Consider the following 21,298-nt stretch of genomic DNA (forward strand, 5'->3'; position numbering starts at 1 on the left):
AAACTGAGGAGAGATGAGGAATTTAGCAGAGTTTACGATTCCTTTTAAGGGATTAAAGCTTGGGAAGCACCAGTTTGAGTATGAGTTAGATAACAAGTTCTTTGAACATTTTGAGTACGAGGAATTCAATAGCGCCGATGTTAAGATTGACCTGTTGTTCGAGAAAAAAAGCGCTATGATGGAGCTTACCTTCAGGGCAACCGGAACAGTAAATGTAAACTGCGATCTTACTAACGAGCCTTACGATCAGCCAATAGACAGTGAACTGTTTTTAGTGATCAAATTCGGGGATGACTTCAATAACGATGATGAAGATCTACTCATATTGCCGCATGGAGAATATGAGGTGAACATTCAGCAATATGTTTATGAACTGGTAGTGCTTTCAGTGCCGCCAAAAAGAGTTCATCCCGGAGTGGAAGACGGAACATTGAAATCTGATGTACTTGATAAGCTAGAAGAGCTTAGTTTGAAAAATCAGAAAAAGAAAAAAGAGGATGATATAGATCCTCGCTGGGACAAATTAAAAAATTTACTAAACGAATAATTAACAGGAAGCCATGGCACATCCAAAGAGAAAAATCTCGAAAACCAGAAGAGATAAGAGAAGAACACATTATAAAGCTTCAGCTCCAAAAGTGGCTGTAGATTCTGTAACAGGTGAAGCCCACTTGTATCACAGAGCTCACTGGCACGAAGGTAAACTATATTACCGTGGTCAGGTATTGATTGATAATACTGAAGAAGTAGAGGCTTAATCAGGGATATAGAGCTTCAAAAAAATACAGGAACTCTCACATAGTGGGAGTTTTTTGTTTTTAGTTGAATAAGTCCTAAAAAGACCTTAATTTGCACGCCGGTTCTAATTAAATTTAGTACTTTTCTATGAATGTATATGACGTTTATAGACCGGTGTAGGGTGAATTAAATCCAATTTTATGAATAAAATCACAGCAGCGATTACGGCTGTAGGTGGCTATGTGCCTGAAGATGTCCTGACAAATGAGATGTTGGAAGAAATGGTGGAAACAACAGATGAGTGGATCACCAGCAGGACAGGAATTAAAGAAAGGCGCATTCTCAAAGACCCTGCTAAGGGAACTTCATATTTAGCAATTCAGGCAGCAAAAGATATACTTCAAAAAACCAACCTGGATCCAAAAGAAATAGATCTTATTATTTTAGGTACTGTCACTCCAGATATGCCTGTCGCTGCTACAGGTGTTCATGTGGCAACAGAAATTGGCGCGACAAATGCGTTTTCTTATGACCTGCAAGCAGCCTGTTCCAGCTTTTTATATGGAATGTCTACGGGTGCGGCTTATATAGAATCTGGACGATATAAAAAAGTACTGGTAATTGGCGCCGATAAAATGTCATCGATCATTGATTATAAAGATCGCACTACCTGTATTATTTTTGGGGATGGTGCCGGAGCAGTTCTTATGGAGCCAAATACTGAAGGCCTTGGACTTCAGGATGAAATTTTACGTAGTGACTCCATTGGAAGAAATTCACTGAAGATTGCTGCCGGGGGATCTTTAATGCCTCCAACAGCAGAAACAGTAGCTGAAAAACTACATTATGTAAGGCAGGATGGAAAAACGGTCTTCAAATTTGCAGTTTCTAATATGGCCGAAGTTAGTGCTCAGATCATGGAAAGAAATAAACTTTCTAATGAGGATATAAACTGGCTGGTTGCACATCAGGCAAATAAGCGTATTATTGATGCCACAGCAAATAGAATGAACCTCAACGATGAGAGCAAGGTGTTAATGAATATACAGAGGTATGGAAATACTACCGCCGCAACATTACCCTTACTATTAAGCGATTACGAAAAACAATTTAAAAAAGGAGATAATTTAATATTTGCCTCTTTTGGAGGTGGCTTCACATGGGGGGCTACTTATCTTAAATGGGCTTATAACTCATAAAAACCAACACCAATTATTATGGATTTAAAGGAAATTCAGAATCTGATAAAATTTGTAGCCAAGTCAGGCGCAAGTGAGGTAAAACTGGAAACAGGAGATGTAAAAATCACCATTAGAACAGGTTCAGACGAAAAGGAAACTACCATAGTACAGCAGGTTCCGCAGCAGCAAATGCCACAGCAGATGCCAGCTCAACAACCTCAACAGCAACCAGCTCCTGCACCCCAGGAAAGTGCGCCGCAACAAAAGGAATCTAACGAATCTACTCAGGACGATTCAAAATACATCACTGTAAAGTCCCCGATTATTGGAACTTTCTACAGAAAGCCTTCTCCAGACAAACCTATTTTTGCTGAAGTTGGAGATACTGTAAAAGAAGGTGATGTACTTTGTATCATTGAAGCGATGAAACTTTTCAATGAGATTGAAAGTGAAGTTTCTGGTAAGATCGTAAAAGTATTGGTAGATGATTCTTCTCCGGTAGAATTTGATCAACCATTATTCTTAGTAGATCCCTCATAAATTACTGCCCGTTTTAACAACTCTAAGCCCTTTCCGGGCTTCAGAACTTTAAAAGCAACTAGGTATGTTTAAAAAAATATTGATTGCAAACAGGGGGGAGATCGCATTACGCGTTATTCGTACCTGTAAAGAAATGGGAATTAAAACGGTGGCGGTTTATTCTACTGCCGACGCTGAAAGTCTGCACGTTAGATTTGCCGATGAAGCCGTTTGTATAGGTCCCGCACCGAGTAACCTTTCTTATCTTAAAATATCAAATATCATTGCTGCTGCTGAAATTACAAATGCAGATGCAATACATCCAGGATACGGATTCCTTTCTGAAAATGCGAAATTTTCAAAAATATGTGAGGAGCATGAGATTAAATTTATCGGTGCTTCACCAGATATGATCGCAAAAATGGGAGATAAGGCTACTGCTAAAGCTACCATGAGAGCAGCAGGCGTTCCTTGTGTTCCAGGATCTGAAGGAATTTTGAAAGATTATAAAGAATGCCTTAAACTGGCAAATGAGATAGGATTTCCTGTAATGCTTAAAGCTACTGCCGGTGGTGGTGGTAAGGGAATGCGTGCCGTATGGAAAGAGGAAGACCTTGAAAACGCGTGGGAATCTGCCCGAAAAGAAGCCGATGCCTCTTTTGGAAATGATGGGATGTATATGGAAAAGCTTATTGAGGAGCCTCGCCATATCGAGATCCAGATCGTTGGAGACAGTAGCGGTAAAGCCTGTCACCTTTCTGAAAGGGATTGTTCTGTACAACGTCGCCACCAAAAATTAACTGAAGAAACACCTTCTCCATTTATGACGGATACCCTCCGAAAAAAAATGGGGGATGCAGCGGTAAAAGCAGCTGAATACATTAAATATGAAGGTGCAGGTACCGTTGAATTCCTGGTAGATAAGCACAGAAACTTCTACTTTATGGAAATGAATACCCGTATTCAGGTAGAGCATCCAATTACCGAGCAGGTGATAGATTACGATCTTATTCGTGAACAGATCCTTGTGGCTTCAGGGGTGCCAATTTCCGGAAAGAATTATTTCCCACAGTTGCACTCTATAGAATGTAGAATTAATGCAGAAGATCCTTATCATAACTTCCGGCCTTCGCCGGGGAAAATTACAAACCTGCACGCTCCGGGAGGACATGGGGTTCGTATAGATACCCATGTGTATAGTGGTTATATCATTCCACCAAATTATGATTCCATGATCGCTAAATTGATCACCACGGCTCAAACCAGGGAAGAGGCGATCAATAAAATGAAGCGTGCTTTGGATGAATTTGTAATTGAAGGAATTAAGACTACTATTCCGTTCCATAGACAGTTGATGGATCATCCTGATTATGTGGAAGGAAATTACACGACAAAGTTCATGGAGGATTTTAAGATGAAACCTCAGGAAGACTAGTAAGATATTTTGGATTAAATACTCAGACCTCCCAGGTTTTATAAAACCTGGGAGGTCTTTTTTTTGTATTTTGATCCCTGACTAAAATCAACCTATGAATTTTTCTTTCTGGGAAACCGATTCCTGGTTCTCAAATATTAATTATTGTATTATCGGCAGTGGCATCACCGGCTTAAATTGCGCTCTAAGGCTAAAAGAGCTAAATCCAGAATCAAAGGTGATTATTCTCGAAAAAGGAATGCTATCGGAGGGGGCCAGTACAAAAAATGCCGGCTTCGCTTGCTTTGGAAGTATATCAGAGATTTTAGACGATCTTAAGACCCATTCTGAAGCGGAAGTTATAGATCTGGTTGAAAAGCGAACAAAAGGTCTTCAATTGCTTAGAAAAAATTTGGGAAATGAGGTGTTAGATTACCAAAAGAATGGCGGCTATGAATTATTCACAGAAGCCGATAAAGATTTATACACAGAATGTCTGGATAGATTACCTCAAATAAATACACTCCTGAAACCTATATTTTCTGAAGATGTTTTTGAGCTTGGTGAAAATAAATTCGGTTTTAAAAAAATTCAGCCAAAATTAATTTATAATAAATTTGAAGCGCAGATAGATACCGGCAAGATGATGACCTCTTTGGTGAAAATGGCCATTAGTAAGGGAATTCAGATTTTAAACAATGTGGAAGTAAAGTCTTTTGATAATACCGTTAATGGTGTAAGTATTAAAAGTGATAAATTCAGTTTACACTCGAAAAAGCTAATTATCGCCACCAATGGTTTCGCTTCCAGGCTGGGAATAGATAATGTGAAACCAGCCAGAGCACAGGTTTTAATCACCAGACCATTGAAAAACATCCCTTTTAAAGGGACTTTTCATTTAGATAAAGGTTATTACTATTTTCGGAATATTGGAAACAGGGTATTATTTGGCGGAGGAAGAAATCTGGATTTTCAAACTGAAGAAACAGATGAAATCGGTACAACCAAACTTATTCAGCATCAACTTGAGGAGCTTTTAAGATCTTCTATTTTACCAAATACAGATTTTGAAATCCAGCAATCCTGGAGTGGGATTATGGGAGTGGGGGAACAGAAGAAACCGATCATCAAAGAAATTCAAAAGAATGTTTACTGTGGAGTTCGGCTAGGCGGAATGGGAATAGCCATTGGTAGTTTAGTAGGCAGGGAAGTAGCAGATTTAGCAATAAGATCATGATAAAAAAAATTTTCAAATTTATATTTAAGGTACTGCTGGGCCTTTTTCTTTTCAGCATTCTTATCGTAGTGATCTACAAATGGGTACCGGTGCCTTTTACACCTTTAATGGCAATAAGATATTTTGAAAATCCCGAAGAGCCTTTTGAGCATGACTGGGAGCCTATGGAAAATATTTCCAGGCATCTTCAACTTGCAGTTATCGCAAGTGAAGATCAAAATTTCACCAACCATAGCGGATTTGATTTTGAAGCAATTCAGAAAGCTATGGAAGATAACAGGTCTGGCCGCAAAATTAGAGGTGCTTCTACCATTTCGCAACAAACTGCTAAGAACGTTTTTCTCTGGCCTGGAAGAACCTGGTTTAGAAAAGGATTGGAAGCTTATTTTACTTTCTTAATCGAGATCATCTGGAGCAAAGAGCGAATTCTTGAAGTCTACCTGAATAGTATTGAAATGGGAAAAGGAATTTATGGAGCCCAGGCAGCGGCTGAATACTGGTTTAAAAAAGATGCTGTTAATCTAAGTCCTTATGAAGCCGCAGCGATTGCTGCAGTTTTACCAAATCCTCGGGAATATCGAGCTAATCCGGCTTCAGATTTTATTCAAAGAAGAAAGAACTGGATTGTACGGCAAATGCAGAATTATGGAAAATTCATTTTAGAATAATGAAAGACTTAGAGCGATCCGCATTAATTCATATTTGTCAAGAATACCTGGATAAAAAAGTTGCTGTTGTGCGTAATGCTATGAACGGTCTCAAGGAGGACCTTGAAAATGAATCTAAAAGTAGTGCCGGGGACAAATATGAAACCGGCAGGGAAATGATTAATATTGAATGGAATAAACTCACCGTTCAGTTAAATGAATATGATCGTCTTGCTCAAATTCTTAAAAGGATCGAGGAGCATAAACCTTCTAGAAAGGCAGTTTTGGGAAGTATAGTTTTTACAGATGCCGCGAATTATTTTATTTCAATTCCGGCGGGAGAAATTCAAATAGCTGGTAAAAAATATTATGCAGTTGGCGTAAAAGCACCGGTTGCACAGCAGCTTCTTGGAAAAGAAAAAGGAGATCAGTTTGTAATGAATGGGAAAGAGTTTAATATCATAGAGGTCATTTAAGTCGTTCCTTTATAAGTGTTTCAGAAATTTTGAGTTTTATTTTTTTCCCTGTAGCTATGTTTTTTTCATGATCTATCAGGATTTTTTCTCCATTTAAATCGGCTTCGATTAAATAGTTCTCCCCTTTAAAATATGTTTTAGTTACTGTGGCTTCAATATCTGATTTACGGACAAATTTTATCTCGTGAGGATAGAGCAGTACTCTTTTTCTACTCGATTTATTTTTACTGATGTTTTTCAGCATCACATGATTTACATCTCCAAAAAGCGATGCTACGTATTTATTTGGCGGGTTTTGATATAAATCTTCCGGAGTTCCTTCGGCATAGATCCTGGCATTTTTTAAAACAAAAGTCTTGTCTGCAAACGATAATGCGTCGGTACTGTCATGCGTAGCGATCATACAGGTTATATTTTTCTCTTTTAGATATGAAAATAGCCTTCTCCTTAAATTATTTTTTCTGAAATGATCTATATGACTAAATGGTTCATCGAGCAATAAAATTTCAGGTTCTTTTGCCAATGCCCGCGCCAGGGCGATTCGCTGTTGTTGGCCACCGCTTAATAATTTGGCTTTTCTATTAGCCAGATCTTCCATTTCCACTACTTCCAGAAGCTCTTTAATTCTTCGTTGCTTTTTTACAGGATAGAAGTTGCTCAAATGCTTTCCAACATTTTCAGCAGCGTTTAGTGGAAGCATTAGGTCAAAATCCTGGGCCAGGTATTTGATAAACGGCTCCCCCGGAACCAGATTAAAATTGGGTCCCAATAGTTCTTTATCTTTCCAGGTGATTTTACCATCAGTGTGAAGTAAGCCGTAAATAAGCTTTAAGAGTGTACTTTTTCCGCAACCGCTTTCTCCAATTACTGAAATATTCTCTCCGCTCTCTATCTCAAAATTGAGGTTCTTTATAACCGGTTCCTTATCATAAGCAAAAGATACATTCTGAAGTTTCAGCATAATGGTAAAATAGTAGTAGTGGCAATTTAAAATAAAAAAAGCGCGGAGCATAATCCGCGCTTTAGATTCAGAAATAAAATAAAAATTTCTTGAAACCGACTATTCCCGAGGCGGAGCCGTCGGGGAATTTGTAATTTAAAGGTTATCCTTTTACTTTTTTATCAGTTTCACTGGGAAGCGTTTCATAACCCATATTATAAAGGGTGAAGCCAAAAACATCGGCATATTCTTCAATGATCATGCTGGTGGGTTTCCCTGCCCCATGACCAGCTTTAGTTTCAATTCGTATCAAAACTGGTTCGTTTCCAGCATGCTTTTCCTGTAATTCCGCAGCAAATTTGAATGAATGAGCTGGCACCACACGATCGTCATGATCTCCCGTAGTGACCATGGTCGCAGGATATTCCACTCCCTTTTTGACATTATGCACAGGAGAATATTCATACAAATAATTGAACATTTCCTTATTATCTTCAGAAGTTCCATAGTCATAAGCCCAACCTGCTCCGGCAGTAAAAGTATGGTACCTAAGCATGTCCATAACTCCAACAGCAGGTAAGGCAACCTGCATTAGGTCTGGACGCTGTGTCATGGTCGCTCCTACTAGAAGCCCGCCATTGGAACCACCTCTAATTGCAAGGTAATCGCTGGAAGTATAATTGTTTTCGATAAGATATTCAGCAGCAGCGATAAAATCATCAAACACATTCTGTTTCTTAAGCTTGGTGCCCGCATCGTGCCATTCTTTACCGTATTCTCCGCCACCGCGAAGGTTAGGAACGGCATAAATTCCTCCCTGCTCTAACCATACACTCATAGCGGTGCTGAAACCTGGAGTAAGGCTTATATTGAAACCACCGTATCCGTAAAGAATGGTTGGATTTTTTCCGTTCATCTCTGTTCCCTTCTTGTGGGTAATGATCATGGGAACTTTGGTGCCATCTTTAGAATTATAGAAAACCTGTTTGCTTTCATAATTCTCAGGATTAAAATCGATATTCGGTTTGTTATAGACTTCTGAAGTACCTTCTTCGATATTATATTTGTAGATGGTACCCGGAGTTACATAATTGGTAAATGAATAATATAAAACCTCTTCATCTTCTTTCGCTCCAAAACCACCGGCTGAACCAATTCCAGGAAGTTCAACTTCACGAACCAGTTTACCTTCAGCATCATATTGTTTTACTTTTGAAATGGCGTCTACCATATATTCAGCAAAGAAATCACCTCCTGCCGTAGACGGACTCAGTACATTTTCTGTTTCCGGTATAAAATCTTTCCAGTTTTCTGGAGTGGGATTGGAAGCATCCACGCTCACCACACGCTTATTCGGGGCATCAAGGTTCGTGACAAAAAACAGTTTGCTGCCGTCATTTTTTAATAAATAGGTGTCGGTTTTTTCATTATCCAAAATAGTAATCAGTTCGGGATTCTCTTTGGTAAGATCCATTAAGAATAATTTTCCGCCGGAAGTTGAATTTCGCGCAAAAATAGTAAGATAATGATCATCTTCAGTAACACTTCCACCTACATATCTATGTTTTTGATTAGAAGTATCTCCGAAAATCACTTTATCTTCAGACTGTGGAGTTCCCAATTTGTGATAGTATAGCTTATGCTGATCTGTTTTAGCTGAAAGTTCACTGCCATCTGGCTTGTCATAGCTGGAATAGTAAAAACCATCATTTCCTTTCCATGACATTCCGCTGAATTTTACATCCTTTATAGTATCACCCAGAATTTCCTTGTTTTCAGCGTTCATTATGATGATCTTCCTCCAGTCGCTTCCTCCTTCTGAAATGGCATAGGCGAATTTTTCACCATCTTTGGAAAAACTTAATCCGCCGAGAGAAGTTGTACCATCTTCACTAAATTTGTTTGGATCCAGGAAGATTTCAGCTTCACCATCTTCTCCTTTTTTGCGATACATTACGCTTTGGTTCTGTAAGCCGTCATTTTTAAAGAAATAGATATAATCTCCTTCGGTAAAAGGGGCACTTAATTTTTCATAATCCCAAAGCTGGGTTAACCTTTCTTTTAATTTATCCCGGTATGGTATATTATCGAGATAATTAAAAGTCACTTTATTTTGGGCCTCCACCCAGTTTTCAGTTTCCTCACTGCGATCATCTTCCAACCAGCGATAAGGATCTTTTACTTCGGTTCCAAAATAATCGGTAACGGTATCTACTTTTTTAGTTTCTGGATAATTCAAGGCAGTAGTTTCATTTTTTTTATTGTCATCATTACAGGAGGCTAATAATCCTGTAGCAATGACCATAGTAATGATTTTTTTCATGTTATAGGTTTCAATTTTAAATAAATAAGTATAAAAAAGGCCTGAAAGTTACATCCTTTCAGGCCCTTAAGATATTAATTATTTAAATCTTTATACCAGCTTGTTTTCCAAAAGATATTCGGCAATTTGAACAGCATTGGTCGCCGCACCTTTTCTAAGGTTATCGGCAACAATCCACATATTTAAAGTATTGGGTTGCGAATAATCCCTGCGGATCCTTCCCACAAACACATCATCTTTTCCTTCAGCATAAATAGGCATGGGATAGGTATTTACAGATGGATTATCCTGAACGGTGATTCCGGGGAAATCTGCCAGCAATTGTCTTACCTCGACTTCATCAAAATCTTTCCTGAATTCAATATTTACAGATTCTGAATGTCCCCCAACTACTGGAATTCTAATGGCCGTAGCTGTAACATTTACAGAATCGTCTCCCAGGATCTTCTTTGTTTCATTGCTAAGTTTCATTTCCTCTTTGGTATAGCCATTTTCCTGAAAAACATCACAATGAGGCAGCGCATTTCTATGAATAGGGTAAGGATACGCCATTTCGCCGTTCTCGCCGGCATATTCATTTTCCAATTGCTGAACAGCCTTAACACCAGTTCCTGTGATAGATTGGTAAGTAGAAACAACCACCCGCTTTATTCCGTAGGTGTCGTGTAGTGGTTTAAGCGCCATTAAAAGCTGGATCGTAGAGCAATTTGGGTTTGCAATGACCTTATCTGTTTTTGTAAGAAGTTTGGCATTGATTTCCGGGATCACCAGTTTATTCTCCGGATTCATTCTCCATGCTGAAGAATTATCAATTACGGTAGTGCCTGCTTCAGCAAATTTAGGTGCCCATTCCAGGGAAGTTTCTCCTCCTGCTGAAAAGATGGCGATCTCAGGTTTTAAGGAAACTGCTTTTTCCAAACCGATGATCTCATATTCCTCATTTTTAAATGTGACGTTTTTTCCTACAGATCTTTCTGAGGCTACAGGAATTAATTCGGTAAGCGGAAAATTTCTTTCTTCCAGAACTTTTAGCATTACGCTTCCCACCATTCCGGTGGCTCCAACAACAGCTACTTTCATTTTACAGAGTGCTTTTTAATAATTTGAATGCAAAGGTATTAGTTGCAGATAAACCTAATGTGTTTAAAACCAAAAAATTGTCCTGATTACAGAAATTTATACGCATTTGTAGATTTTGTTAAAAAAAGACCCCCGGTGTTTGCCGGGGGTTTGGTTAAAATAAGTAGTGTAGCGGTAAGCGTACTTCTTTATGAATTTTGTCTTTTTAGTTCGTCACGTATTTCTGTAAGCAACTCTTCAGGTGTTGGTCCTTTTGGAGCCGGCGCGGCAGGAACATCCTCTTTTTTCTTCATGTTTTCGTAAGCACGTAACACCAAAAATATAAAGAATGCTATAATTATAAAATATATAATTGCCTGTAATAAATTACCGTAGGTGATCACAGCCGCTTCAGCTTCTCTCGCAGCATCAAGACTTTCATAATTATTTCCATCAAGAGAGAAGAATTTTTGGGAGAAATCTATTCCTCCTGTGAAAATACCGATAATGGGCATAATAACATCATCTACAAGCGAGCTTACAATTTTGTTAAAAGCGGCACCTATGACCACCGCAGTAGCCAGCATGATAATATCCTTTTTAAACAGGAATTCTTTAAAGTCTTTGAAAAAGGCCATTTTTAAGGGGTTTAGCGTTAGGTGTCGCCTAATTTAGGTAAAAAATACTAATTATTGATTTTCAACTTTTTCTGGAATAATCTTGCGGGTTACCCTTCTTTGGATTCCGGTTATTAATTCATAGGAAATTGTGCCACCTGATTCGGCAAATTCAACGGGATGCTGGTCACCTCCAAAGATTATGACTTCATCCCCTTCTTCACAGGCAATGCCGGTAACATCTATCATGATAATATCCATACATACATTTCCCACGATTGGAGCGAATTTCCCCTTCACTAGTACTCCGGCTTTTTTCTTACCATAAATACGGTTAATTCCATCTGCGTGGCCAACCGGTAAAGTAGCGATCCTGGAAGGCTTTTCGATTTTATGTGCACGGTTATATCCAACGGTGTCACCTTGATCCAGAGGCCGTATTTGCGAAATAATAGTTTTTAGTTTTCCAATCGGTTTTAAATGTGGGTCTATAGTTTTGTCATTTCCGTATCCATAGAGTCCAATTCCTGTTCTTACCATGCTAAAAGCGGCTTTTGGATAATTAATTACTCCTGAAGTATTGCAAATATGCAGTAAGGGTTCGTAATCAAGATCCTTGATGAGTTCCCAGCTCATTTTTCTGAAAAGATCTATCTGCCCAACCGTGAAATCCCTTTCTTTCCAGTCTTCACTTGCTGCAAGATGTGAGAATACCGAAGCTATTTTTAAGCTTGAAGTATCCCAAATCAATTCTTTTATTCTTGATATTTCTGGTTGATCAAAACCTAAGCGGTTGAGACCGGTATTCAATTTAATATGAACAGGATAATTTTTTTGGTTGAGCTTTTCTGCTACAGAAATAAATGAATTTAGTGTTTTTTCACTATAGAGATTGGGTTCCAGGCAATGTTCTATAATTTCTTCAAAATGGGTGAACTGAGGATGTAGTACCAGTATTGGTGTGGTGACACCATTTTCCCGCAGCCTAACGCCTTCTTCCACGTAAGCCACGGCAAAATAATCGGTTCCCAGTTCTTCGAGTTTTTTTGCGATCGCAACAGAATCACTTCCGTAGGCGTGAGCCTTAACAACCGAAAGGAATTTTACATCAGGATCTATTTTAGATTTTAAAAACCGATAATTATGGGCCAGGTTACCTAGATTGATTTCCAGAACGGTTTCATTGGCTTCAGGCATTTTCTTCTTTGGGTTTTTCATTCAATTCCTCAGCTTCATTAACATCAAGCTTTTTCACCCGTTCTTTCAGCATAGCTTTATAATATGCAGCACGGCTTAATGGCTCATATTCTTCATTTTCACCTAAAAAGACAAGATCATCATTGATAGCTTTTCTGTAGCTGAATTGGGCTAAATTTCCGGTTCTGGTACAAACCGCATGAACTTTGGTCACATATTCAGCAGTAGCCATAAGATTAGGCATAGGGCCAAAAGGGTTTCCCTTAAAATCCATATCCAGGCCGGCAACGATTACGCGCACGCCTCGATTGGCCAGGTCGTTACAAACAGTTACTATCTCATCATCAAAAAACTGTGCTTCATCAATTCCCACCACATCACATCCATCTGCAAGAATACGAATATTAGAAGCTGAAGGCACCGGAGTGGAACGAATTTCATTGGCATCATGAGAAATCACCATTTCTTCGTCATAACGAACGTCTATGGCAGGTTTGAATATCTCTACATTTTGCCTCGCAAATTTTGCACGTTTTAGTCTGCGGATGAGTTCTTCCGTTTTTCCGGAAAACATAGAGCCGCAAATAACCTCAATCCAGCCAAATTGCTCTTCGTGATTTACTGTATTTTCGAGAAACATTTTGTATTTTTCAAATCGAAACGGGGAAATACCTCTTTCGCATAAAGGTGGGACAAATTTATTAAAAATACAACCCTGGTGAAGGCCGAATCATTAAAGTTATAAAATAAGCTATCGCCTCATTTAGGGTATCAGGTCAAATAATTATTGGTGAATTACATCTGATCGATAAAAAACAAAAAATATAAACAGATGAAAAAGAAAATTGAAGCTGAACTTATTCGTATTGCTGAAAAAATTCTTCAGGAGAAAGGAAAAATGGATACTGTTCAACTAAAGAAAATTACAAAAGATCTTTATGAAAAACTAACTGTGCTGGCTTTTACAGAGAAGCATCTGGCAGAAGAGCCCCTTAAGGAAAAAAAGATCAAGGTTCAGGAACCAGTGCAGAGACAGCCAACAAATTTTTATGATGAATTTTTTCCTGACGGCACCGAGTACAATGAGAATTCTGATGCTATTACGGAACCAAATACAGAAAAGATCAAAGACATCGTGGCACAAATGCCTCCGGAAACCGAGAAGGTAGATCATATGATGAACCACATCAATGCAACTCCGGAAAGGCCTAATCAATCGAGTCCGGAACAGGAAAAAAGGGACTTCAGGAATATTGGGGTAGATTATGATAATCTTCCAGATTTTGAGCCGGTAAACCATGTTGAAAAGGCAAATAAACCAAAGTCTTTAAATGATCGTTTGAAAAAAGGGATCAATATTGGTCTTAATGAGCGTTTAGCTTATATAAAACATTTATTTGCCGGGAATACGGCAGATTATAACAGGGTGCTTTCGCAATTAAATACTTTTAGCAGCCTGGAAGAAGCCAGAAAATTTATAGAAAAAGTGGTGAAGCCAGATTATAATCACTGGGAAGGTAAAGAGGCTTACGAAGAGCGTTTTATGGCGCATATTGAGAATAAATTCAGCAATTAGCATACTCTGAATTATGGGGAAATTGTTTCTGGTTCCAACTCCAATTGGAAACCTGGAGGATATTACTTTGAGGGCTATAAGGGTGCTGAAAGAAGCAGATCTTATCCTGGCTGAAGACACTCGAAATAGCGGAAAATTACTGAAGCATTTTGAAATTCAGACGCATATGCAAAGTCATCATATGCATAATGAACATAAAACCGTAGATCATATTGTTTCCCGAATTAAAGCGGGTGAAACCATCGCCCTGATTAGCGATGCGGGAACGCCGGCAATTTCAGATCCCGGATTTTTATTAACCAGGGCCTGTGTGGAAGCCGGGGTTGAGGTAGATTGTTTGCCCGGCGCTACAGCCTTTGTCCCGGCTTTGGTAAATAGCGGATTGCCTAACGATAAATTTGTTTTTGAAGGATTTCTTCCCGTAAAAAAAGGAAGGCAAACCCGTTTTAAGATGTTAGCTGAAGAAACCAGAACCATGGTTATTTATGAATCGCCTCATAAACTGGTGAAGACCTTGGGTCATTTTGTGGAATATTTTGGAGAAGATAGACGAGTGTCCGTTTCCCGAGAGATCACTAAAATACATGAAGAAACCATTCGGGGAAATGCTACAGAAGTACTTCATCATTATACTAACAATCCGCCAAAAGGAGAGATTGTGGTAATTGTAGAAGGAAAATCCTGATATTTTGGAAGATCTTTTATGCACCATAAGAGACTGTAAGGTTTGCGAAGATCATCTTCCACTAGGGCCAAGGCCAATTATTGAAGCCAGTAAAAATTCAAAAATTGTATTGATTAGTCAGGCACCCGGAAGAATTGTCCATGAATCTGGAATTGCCTGGAACGATCAAAGTGGAAAAAAATTGAGGGAATGGCTGGGCGTAGATAAAGACACTTTTTATAAGCTAGATAACTTTGCTATTCTCCCAATGGGTTTTTGCTATCCCGGAAAAGCTAAAACCGGCGATTTGCCGCCCCGAAAAGAATGTGCTCCTTTATGGCATGAATCAGTTTGGAAAGAAATGAAAAATGTTCAGCTGAAAATTATTATTGGTTCTTATGCCGCGAATTATTATCTTGGAAAAGGGAATAACCTCACTGAAAAAGTTCAGAATTATAATAATTATCTTCCAGAATTCTGGATTCTGCCACTTCCCTCTCCGGTAAACCGATTTTGGAGAATGAAGAATCCGTGGTTTGAAGAAAATGTGGTGCCTAAACTTCAGGATAAAATTGCCGATATTTTAAGCTGAAAATTTAAATTGCTGTAACTTGTTTTTGCTAATTTCGGTATCAATTTTTTTCAATAAATTTTTATGCGCTGGACCTTAAAACCCAAACCCGATTCTATTACCGTGAATGCTTTGGCAGAAAAATTAGGAATTGGTGTTCCGGTTGCAAGACTTTTGGTGCAACGAGGAATTACAAGTTTTGAGGAAGCGAAAAAATTCTTTCGTCCAGACCTCAAAGATCTTCACGATCCTTTTTTAATGAAGGATATGGAAAAAGCGGTGGAGCGTATTGAAAAAGCCATTGAAAATGACCAAAATATCATGATCTATGGCGATTATGATGTAGATGGTACCACCAGTGTGGCTTTGATGTCCTCTTTTTTAAAATTTCGCTACCAGAATGTGACTACTTATATCCCAGATCGTTATGAAGAGGGCTACGGTGTTTCGTATCAGGGTATCGCTTATGCTGAGGATAATGATATTCATTTGATTATTGCGCTGGATTGCGGAATTAAAGCCATAGAAAAGGTAGCCTATGCAAAGAAAAAAGGAATAGATTTTATCATTTGTGACCATCACCGTCCCGGCACTGAAATTCCAGATGCTGTTGCCGTGCTGGATCCAAAACGTGAAGATTGTACGTATCCTTATGACGAATTATGCGGCTGCGGAGTAGGTTTTAAGCTTATTCAGGCGATTACCCAAAAGAATAATGAACCTGAGGAAATTTTATTGCCCTATCTAGATCTGGTAGCTACCGCTATTGGAGCTGATATTGTACCAATTACCGGCGAAAACCGGATTCTGGCTTATCATGGCCTGTATGTGATTAATGTAGCTCCCCGTAGAGGAATTCAGAGTTTGTTGGGCGATCGCAAAAATGTGAGTATTACTGATGTTGTTTTTATTGTCGCGCCAAGAATTAACGCTGCCGGAAGGATGAAACACGGTTTGCACGCCGTTAATTTGCTTACGGAAGAAGATGAAGCTGTTTCAGCTAAATATGCGGAAGAAATTGAAACCTATAACACAGATAGGCGGAGTGCAGATAAAACCATAACAGAAGAAGCCAGGCAGCAGATCATTCGGCTGAAGGAAGAAGAACGAATAACGACGGTAGTTTATGATGAAAACTGGCATAAAGGTGTTATTGGTATCGTAGCTTCGAGGCTTACCGAAACCTGGTATCGCCCCACGCTCGTCTTTACCAAAAGTGGTGAAAAATTAGCGGCATCTGCCAGGTCTGTAAAAGGATTTGATGTTTATGAAGCCCTGGAAAGCTGTAAAGATTATATTGAGCAGTTTGGCGGACATAAATATGCCGCCGGACTCACCCTTATGGAATCTGAATATCTCAATTTCAAACAAAAATTTGAGGAAGTGGTTTCGGGAAGTATAGACCGAAATCTTCTAACCCCCGAAATTAGTATAGATGCCGAACTTTCTCTGAAAGATATCACCCCAAAATTCTATCGTATCTTAAAACAATTTGCACCCTTTGGCCCTGGAAATATGTCCCCCGTTTTTATTAGCCGGGGGTTGACAGATACCGGTTTTGGCAAGTGCGTGGGAGAGGAGAAATCCCACTTAAAATGCCAGGTTCAACAGGAAAAAGGAGGGCCGGCTTTTGATGTTATAGGCTTTAATCTTGGGGGAAAACTTAAAATTATTGGGGACGGAAAAAAATTCGATGCGGTTTACAGCCTGGATGAAAATACCTGGAATGGGAATACTAAAATTCAATTGAAGCTAAAGGATATTCGGGAGAGTTTTTAGGATTTATAGATTTCACTAAATTTTTCATAGAAAAATATCATATACGTAAGTACGATTTTAAGTACTTACGTATAAATTTGTAGGATGGAAACTGTTAACTATAGTAATTTTCGCTCTAACCTGAAATACTGGTTTGATAAGGTAATAGATAATGTTAGCGAATTGATTATTAGACGAAAAGGGGATAGGGATCTTGTTTTAATATCCCTGGATGAGTATAACTCCTTAAAAGAAATTACCTATTTATTGACTGGTAAAAACCGAGAGGTGTTATTAAATTCTATTAATGAGCTTGAATCTGGTTCGGTAGTTCAAAACGAACTTATAGAGAAATGAAACTAATCTGGTCCTCAATCTCGTGGGATGATTATTTATATTGCCAGAACACAGATAAAAAAATCCTTAAGCGAATAAATGCACTAATAAAAAGCGGTATGCCCACACCCTATGAAGGTATTGGTAAACCTGAAGCTTTGAAAGGGGATTCACAAGGTTACTGGCCTAGACGTATTACTTCCGAACATCGACTGGTTTATAAATATGAAAATGAAAGTTTAATGATTGCCGCTTGCCGGTATCCTTATAGAAAGTGAACTTTTAATTACAATTTTTTTAGAATAGTCTTTTCGCCATCAAATTCAGCATAGGTATAATGGCTTATCCAGTCGCCGGTATTGATATAAGTAGCTTTTCCGTTTAGATCTATCTCTAAAGGCAAATGTCGATGGCCAAACAAAAAATAATCGTAGTGTTTCTGTTCTAATTTGCGTTTACAATACTGAATAAGCCATTCTTTATCTTCACCTAAAAATGTTTGATCTTCATCCCCTGAAATCATTTTATTCTTTACTGAAAAATATTGTGCCAGAGGAACGCCAAGATCGGGGTGAAGCCATTTATACAACCATTTTGAAAGCGGATTGGTAAAGACCCTCTTCATGCGTTTATAGCCTTTATCTCCCGGTCCCAGCCCATCTCCGTGGCCTACCAAAAAAATTTTATTATTAAATTCGAATTCTTTTGGTTGATGATATACAGGGATATCTAATTCCTCTTCAAAATAAGTGTTCATCCAGAGATCATGGTTGCCAACGAAGAAATAAACAGGAATTCCGCTGTCTTTTATTTCTGCCAGTTTTCCTAATGTTCTTACAAAGCCTTTTGGAACCACATGTTTGTATTCGAACCAGAAATCAAAAAGATCGCCCAGTAGAAAAATGGCAGCAGCATCTTTTTTTATTTCATCCAGCCATTTTACAAATACCGCTTCCCGCTCACGACTTTTAGCCATGGTGGGCGCGCCAAGATGATTATCGCTTGAAAAATATACTTTTTTGCCGTACGGAATGTTCATAAAAACGTAATTCGGGATAAAGATAGGAGATTTCTCCTTTTAGTTGAAATCAATAGAACGAGATTGCTTCGCCTTGCTCATAATACCAATATTCATTGAACAATTTTATTTCTGAATTTAATCATGCTGAACTTGTTTTATAATTTCCCTGAAGTTATTTGTAATTTCAGTCAAACTCTATTGATCTGTCATCTCGACCAGAGGGAGAGATCTCGTTAAAATTTGAATTAATCAAGAGATTTCTCCTTCGCTATGCTTCGTCGAAATGCCCAATGGGAGAATCTCAATTGCTTTACCTAACTCGCAATGTTAATTTTGTCATCTCGACCAGAGGGAGATCTCATTGGAGTTTGAATTAATCAAGAGATTTCTCCTTTGCTAAGCTAGTTGAAATCTCAAATAGTTAAATTGATGAGATTGGTTCGCTGCACTCGCAATGACTCTAAGAAGAATTGCGCAAGGGATAGCAGCGGATAGCTCCCGCTTTTTCGCGGGACTAAGAGCGGATAGCCCGACCCGTTAGGGGTGCGCCCTAATTATTATCAGACGCATACCACTCGGCAAAAGAGGTTTCGGTTTCCTGAAGTTTTAAGGAATGCAGCCGGATGTGAGAAGGCAGGTGTTTTTTGATCTTTTTAGCAAAATCTATCACCATATTTTCGCTGGTAGGCTGGTATTCTACCAGGATCACATCGTGGCCCCGATCTTTCAACTCGTTGGCCAATTCAACGTGCGGAGTGTTTTTATTGAAAACGGTGGCGTGGTCAAATACATCCACAATTTCGGATTTTACGATTTTCTTCAGGTCGCCAAAATCTATCACCATTCCAAATTTCACATTTTCACTATCTGTAATAGGTTTTCCAATTACGGTTACACTCAGTTTATAGCTGTGGCCGTGCACGTTCTTACATTTCCCGTCGTAACCATACAGGGCGTGGCCGGTTTCAAAAGAGAATTGTTTGGTGATTCTGATATTGCTCATCTAGGCATATTTTGGTACAAAGATAATTGATTTTTTAAGCCTGGTTTTTTAACACTTTACAATTTACTTTCTGAATTATATTTGCGAAATTTTCTAGATCATGTCAGAATCAATTCAGGAACTTTTCGAACAGCTGGAATTTAAAGAGAATCCGCTATATGAGCAGATTATTCAGGATATCCTAGAGAAGAAATATAGTATTATTGATGGTTTTTTTAACGAAGCTGAGGTTGCTATCCTTAGATCTCAGCTATTGAAAAAGTACGAGGAAGATAATTTCAAAAAAGCTGCGATCGGCAATAAAACAAGTGAGGTGATTGAACGATCTATTCGTGGGGATTTTATTCTCTGGATCAATGAAGCCGAAGCAGGAATAGCTGAAAAGACCTATTTTAATAAGATAAATTCCCTGATAGATTATCTCAACAGGACCTGCTTTATGGGGATTCTCGCCAAAGAATTTCACTATGCGGTGTATCCTGAGGGAACTTTCTATAAACGGCATTTAGATACATTTCAAAATGACGGTAGAAGAAAATTATCTATGGTCTGTTACCTGAATGATGAAGATTGGAAACCTGAAAATGGGGGAGAATTGGCAATTTATACCCAGGAAAATGGAGAAGAGGATCAAATTAATATTTTTCCCTTTCCGGGTCGGGTAGTGATATTTGAAAGTCAGGAACTGGAACATGAAGTGAAACCGGTAAAAGTTCCACGGCTGAGTATTACCGGATGGCTTAAAACGAGGTGATTATTTCTTGAATTTCTTATATAAAAAAACACCAATAAGGATAAGGGCTAAAATTAGCCAAAACCCCATTCCGCTTAGATAGCTTAAAACTTCCCAGGTATCCTGATCCATTAATTTTTATATTTTCGTGAGTTTCTTACATTCCATCGATGCCGGGCGTAGAAAAAGAGGCCCAGCAATATCAGGATGGCCAGTAAGTACCAGAAATTTTCAGTAATAAATTCCTGGATCGTCCATCCCCATTCCTGTATTTCGTTAGGATCTTTATCTTTTGGTAGATGTTCCTGCATCATGGTTTCGCTTTTAAGTTTTTTCTCATTACAACAGCCACAATAATCCCAACAATTAGACCCACAATAAGAAATATATTGTCTGCAATAAAATTTCCCAAATCGTAATCCATTTGATTAGCCTTATTCCCGTTTGAAATCTGTAATAGATAGCGCATACTTATTTTTTAAATTTCGCAAGCGCCTTCTTGGTAAAGTCTGAAAGTACTAATTCTCCGGAAATTGCTGCTCTTTCTTCCAGAAGACCGGTCCAATTACCTGTATTTTCCCAAAGGATTTTTTTCATTTCAACTAAAGCCTGGGGATTATAAGAAGCTAATTTTTCAGTAAAAAGAGCTATTTCCTTATCTAAGTCTTTAATTGATTCAAACACCTTTGCATACAGTCCTTTTTCTTTGGCCCAATAGGCATTTTTCCATTCATGGGCTGCCAGTGTTAATTCCGCCAAAGCATCTACTCCCATTTTCCTTTCCACCGCCGGGGCGATTACAAAAGGACCAATCCCTATACTCAATTCTGAAAGTTTAATCGCTGCTGCATCTGTTGCCATGGAATAATCACAGGCTGCTACCAGGCCTACTCCGCCACCAACTGTTTTGCCCTGAACTCTGCCTACAATTAATTTTTTACACTGTCTCATGGCATTAATCACTTTGGCAAAACCTGAGAAGAATGTTTTTCCGGTAGCCAGATCTTCGATCTCTATCAACTCATTAAAAGAAGCACCTGCACAAAAGGCTTTTTCACCCTCAGATTTAAGCAGAATTACATTTACTTCGTCATTATCAGAAAGCTGATTGATCTCTTTTTCAAGGCGGTCTAATAAAACTGAAGGAAAGGAGTTGCTTGCAGGATGGCCAAATTCAATCGTGGCGATCTTATTTTCAATATTTGTATATAAACTTCCGTTCTCGCGGCTGGTGGTCATAAATAGTTAGTTTTTACCAAAGTTAAGGATATTGAAGGAAAGCAGCCGG

The 21,298-nt window shown here is 38.6% G+C and carries 26 protein-coding genes; 15 read left to right on the plus strand and 11 right to left on the minus strand.

What is annotated here, in order from left to right; translation table 11 throughout:
- Positions 1–13: 13 nt before the first annotated feature.
- The 8 genes from Q1K34_RS00695 (at position 14) to Q1K34_RS00730 (ending at position 6,212) form a co-directional block, all read left to right on the plus strand.
- Entirely contained in the window at positions 14–547 is a 534-nt protein-coding gene (locus Q1K34_RS00695; protein WP_300433742.1) for a DUF177 domain-containing protein, read from the plus strand.
- Positions 548–560: 13 nt separating this feature from the next.
- The gene (gene rpmF / locus Q1K34_RS00700) at positions 561–758 is read left to right on the plus strand and encodes a 50S ribosomal protein L32 (protein ID WP_026932948.1); all 198 of its coding nucleotides are present in this window, start codon (positions 561–563) and stop codon (positions 756–758) included.
- A 180-nt stretch (positions 759–938) separates the two neighbouring features.
- On the plus strand, positions 939–1,937 hold the full coding sequence (locus Q1K34_RS00705) for a beta-ketoacyl-ACP synthase III (RefSeq protein WP_300433743.1): 999 nt from the start codon (positions 939–941) through the stop codon (positions 1,935–1,937).
- Between the two features lie 18 nt (positions 1,938–1,955).
- Positions 1,956–2,459 carry an acetyl-CoA carboxylase biotin carboxyl carrier protein gene (gene accB / locus Q1K34_RS00710; RefSeq protein WP_300433744.1) on the plus strand — a complete coding sequence of 168 codons (504 nt, stop codon included), beginning with the start codon at positions 1,956–1,958 and terminating at the stop codon, positions 2,457–2,459.
- Between the two features lie 64 nt (positions 2,460–2,523).
- The gene (gene accC / locus Q1K34_RS00715; protein ID WP_300433745.1) at positions 2,524–3,873 is read left to right on the plus strand and encodes an acetyl-CoA carboxylase biotin carboxylase subunit; all 1,350 of its coding nucleotides are present in this window, start codon (positions 2,524–2,526) and stop codon (positions 3,871–3,873) included.
- Between the two features lie 94 nt (positions 3,874–3,967).
- Positions 3,968–5,089, plus strand: a complete 1,122-nt coding sequence (locus tag Q1K34_RS00720) for an FAD-dependent oxidoreductase (protein WP_300433746.1) — start codon at positions 3,968–3,970, stop codon at positions 5,087–5,089.
- The gene (mtgA, locus tag Q1K34_RS00725; RefSeq protein WP_300433747.1) at positions 5,086–5,757 is read left to right on the plus strand and encodes a monofunctional biosynthetic peptidoglycan transglycosylase; all 672 of its coding nucleotides are present in this window, start codon (positions 5,086–5,088) and stop codon (positions 5,755–5,757) included. The genes Q1K34_RS00720 and mtgA overlap by 4 nt, the downstream gene beginning before the upstream one ends.
- Entirely contained in the window at positions 5,757–6,212 is a 456-nt protein-coding gene (locus Q1K34_RS00730) for a transcription elongation factor (RefSeq protein ID WP_300433748.1), read from the plus strand. Before mtgA ends, Q1K34_RS00730 begins: the two co-directional genes overlap by 1 nt.
- Here Q1K34_RS00730 and Q1K34_RS00735 read toward each other — a convergent pair.
- The 6 genes from Q1K34_RS00735 to Q1K34_RS00760 all read right to left on the minus strand — a co-directional run bounded on the left by Q1K34_RS00735 (position 6,205) and on the right by Q1K34_RS00760 (position 12,988).
- Positions 6,205–7,173, minus strand: a complete 969-nt coding sequence (locus tag Q1K34_RS00735; RefSeq protein ID WP_300433749.1) for an ABC transporter ATP-binding protein — start codon at positions 7,171–7,173, stop codon at positions 6,205–6,207. The genes Q1K34_RS00730 and Q1K34_RS00735 overlap by 8 nt on opposite strands.
- A gap of 142 nt (positions 7,174–7,315) precedes the next feature.
- Complete coding sequence (locus Q1K34_RS00740; RefSeq protein ID WP_300433750.1) at positions 7,316–9,475, minus strand: prolyl oligopeptidase family serine peptidase; 2,160 nt, start codon at positions 9,473–9,475, stop codon at positions 7,316–7,318.
- A 90-nt stretch (positions 9,476–9,565) separates the two neighbouring features.
- Positions 9,566–10,555 carry an aspartate-semialdehyde dehydrogenase gene (locus Q1K34_RS00745; RefSeq protein ID WP_300433751.1) on the minus strand — a complete coding sequence of 330 codons (990 nt, stop codon included), beginning with the start codon at positions 10,553–10,555 and terminating at the stop codon, positions 9,566–9,568.
- A gap of 188 nt (positions 10,556–10,743) precedes the next feature.
- Positions 10,744–11,172 carry a large conductance mechanosensitive channel protein MscL gene (gene mscL / locus Q1K34_RS00750; protein ID WP_300433752.1) on the minus strand — a complete coding sequence of 143 codons (429 nt, stop codon included), beginning with the start codon at positions 11,170–11,172 and terminating at the stop codon, positions 10,744–10,746.
- A 51-nt stretch (positions 11,173–11,223) separates the two neighbouring features.
- The gene (gene alr, locus Q1K34_RS00755) at positions 11,224–12,348 is read right to left on the minus strand and encodes an alanine racemase (RefSeq protein ID WP_300433845.1); all 1,125 of its coding nucleotides are present in this window, start codon (positions 12,346–12,348) and stop codon (positions 11,224–11,226) included.
- Complete coding sequence (locus Q1K34_RS00760) at positions 12,341–12,988, minus strand: thymidine kinase (RefSeq protein WP_300433753.1); 648 nt, start codon at positions 12,986–12,988, stop codon at positions 12,341–12,343. The genes alr and Q1K34_RS00760 overlap by 8 nt, the downstream gene beginning before the upstream one ends.
- 192 nt (positions 12,989–13,180) lie before the next feature.
- On the opposite strand from Q1K34_RS00760, the gene Q1K34_RS00765 reads away from it, so the two are divergent.
- The 6 genes from Q1K34_RS00765 (at position 13,181) to Q1K34_RS00790 (ending at position 17,531) form a co-directional block, all read left to right on the plus strand.
- Positions 13,181–13,924 (plus strand): hypothetical protein, encoded by a 744-nt coding sequence (locus Q1K34_RS00765; RefSeq protein ID WP_300433754.1) that lies wholly within the window; start codon positions 13,181–13,183, stop codon positions 13,922–13,924.
- Between the two features lie 13 nt (positions 13,925–13,937).
- Positions 13,938–14,609 (plus strand): 16S rRNA (cytidine(1402)-2'-O)-methyltransferase, encoded by a 672-nt coding sequence (gene rsmI, locus Q1K34_RS00770; protein ID WP_300433755.1) that lies wholly within the window; start codon positions 13,938–13,940, stop codon positions 14,607–14,609.
- A gap of 4 nt (positions 14,610–14,613) precedes the next feature.
- Positions 14,614–15,180, plus strand: a complete 567-nt coding sequence (locus tag Q1K34_RS00775; RefSeq protein WP_300433756.1) for a uracil-DNA glycosylase family protein — start codon at positions 14,614–14,616, stop codon at positions 15,178–15,180.
- A gap of 63 nt (positions 15,181–15,243) precedes the next feature.
- Positions 15,244–16,938, plus strand: a complete 1,695-nt coding sequence (recJ, locus tag Q1K34_RS00780; RefSeq protein ID WP_300433757.1) for a single-stranded-DNA-specific exonuclease RecJ — start codon at positions 15,244–15,246, stop codon at positions 16,936–16,938.
- Between the two features lie 84 nt (positions 16,939–17,022).
- A complete protein-coding gene (locus Q1K34_RS00785; RefSeq protein ID WP_300433758.1) occupies positions 17,023–17,274 on the plus strand; it encodes a type II toxin-antitoxin system Phd/YefM family antitoxin in 252 nt (83 codons plus the stop codon).
- Positions 17,271–17,531 carry a Txe/YoeB family addiction module toxin gene (locus tag Q1K34_RS00790; protein ID WP_300433759.1) on the plus strand — a complete coding sequence of 87 codons (261 nt, stop codon included), beginning with the start codon at positions 17,271–17,273 and terminating at the stop codon, positions 17,529–17,531. The genes Q1K34_RS00785 and Q1K34_RS00790 overlap by 4 nt, the downstream gene beginning before the upstream one ends.
- Before the next feature lie 8 nt (positions 17,532–17,539).
- Here the strand turns inward: Q1K34_RS00790 and Q1K34_RS00795 are convergent, their stop codons facing one another.
- Together Q1K34_RS00795 and Q1K34_RS00800 are read right to left on the minus strand one after the other, a co-directional pair.
- A complete protein-coding gene (locus tag Q1K34_RS00795) occupies positions 17,540–18,292 on the minus strand; it encodes a UDP-2,3-diacylglucosamine diphosphatase (RefSeq protein WP_300433760.1) in 753 nt (250 codons plus the stop codon).
- Between the two features lie 532 nt (positions 18,293–18,824).
- Positions 18,825–19,277, minus strand: a complete 453-nt coding sequence (locus tag Q1K34_RS00800; protein WP_300433761.1) for a 6-carboxytetrahydropterin synthase — start codon at positions 19,275–19,277, stop codon at positions 18,825–18,827.
- A 100-nt stretch (positions 19,278–19,377) separates the two neighbouring features.
- Here Q1K34_RS00800 and Q1K34_RS00805 point away from each other — a divergent pair, with 100 nt between their 5' ends.
- Positions 19,378–20,031, plus strand: a complete 654-nt coding sequence (locus Q1K34_RS00805; RefSeq protein ID WP_300433762.1) for a 2OG-Fe(II) oxygenase — start codon at positions 19,378–19,380, stop codon at positions 20,029–20,031.
- A 110-nt stretch (positions 20,032–20,141) separates the two neighbouring features.
- On the opposite strand, the gene Q1K34_RS00810 is transcribed toward Q1K34_RS00805, so the two are convergent.
- The 3 genes from Q1K34_RS00810 to Q1K34_RS00820 are packed head-to-tail and all read right to left on the minus strand — an operon-like array spanning position 20,142 to position 21,249.
- Positions 20,142–20,324 carry a hypothetical protein gene (locus Q1K34_RS00810; protein ID WP_300433763.1) on the minus strand — a complete coding sequence of 61 codons (183 nt, stop codon included), beginning with the start codon at positions 20,322–20,324 and terminating at the stop codon, positions 20,142–20,144.
- Positions 20,321–20,479, minus strand: a complete 159-nt coding sequence (locus Q1K34_RS00815; protein ID WP_300433764.1) for a hypothetical protein — start codon at positions 20,477–20,479, stop codon at positions 20,321–20,323. The genes Q1K34_RS00810 and Q1K34_RS00815 overlap by 4 nt, the downstream gene beginning before the upstream one ends.
- 2 nt (positions 20,480–20,481) lie before the next feature.
- Positions 20,482–21,249: an enoyl-CoA hydratase/isomerase family protein gene (locus tag Q1K34_RS00820; protein ID WP_300433765.1), complete on the minus strand. Its 768-nt coding sequence runs from the start codon at positions 21,247–21,249 to the stop codon at positions 20,482–20,484.
- Positions 21,250–21,298 lie beyond the last annotated feature (49 nt).

Source organism: Christiangramia sp., assembly GCF_029937855.1.
Classification (GTDB): domain Bacteria; phylum Bacteroidota; class Bacteroidia; order Flavobacteriales; family Flavobacteriaceae; genus Christiangramia.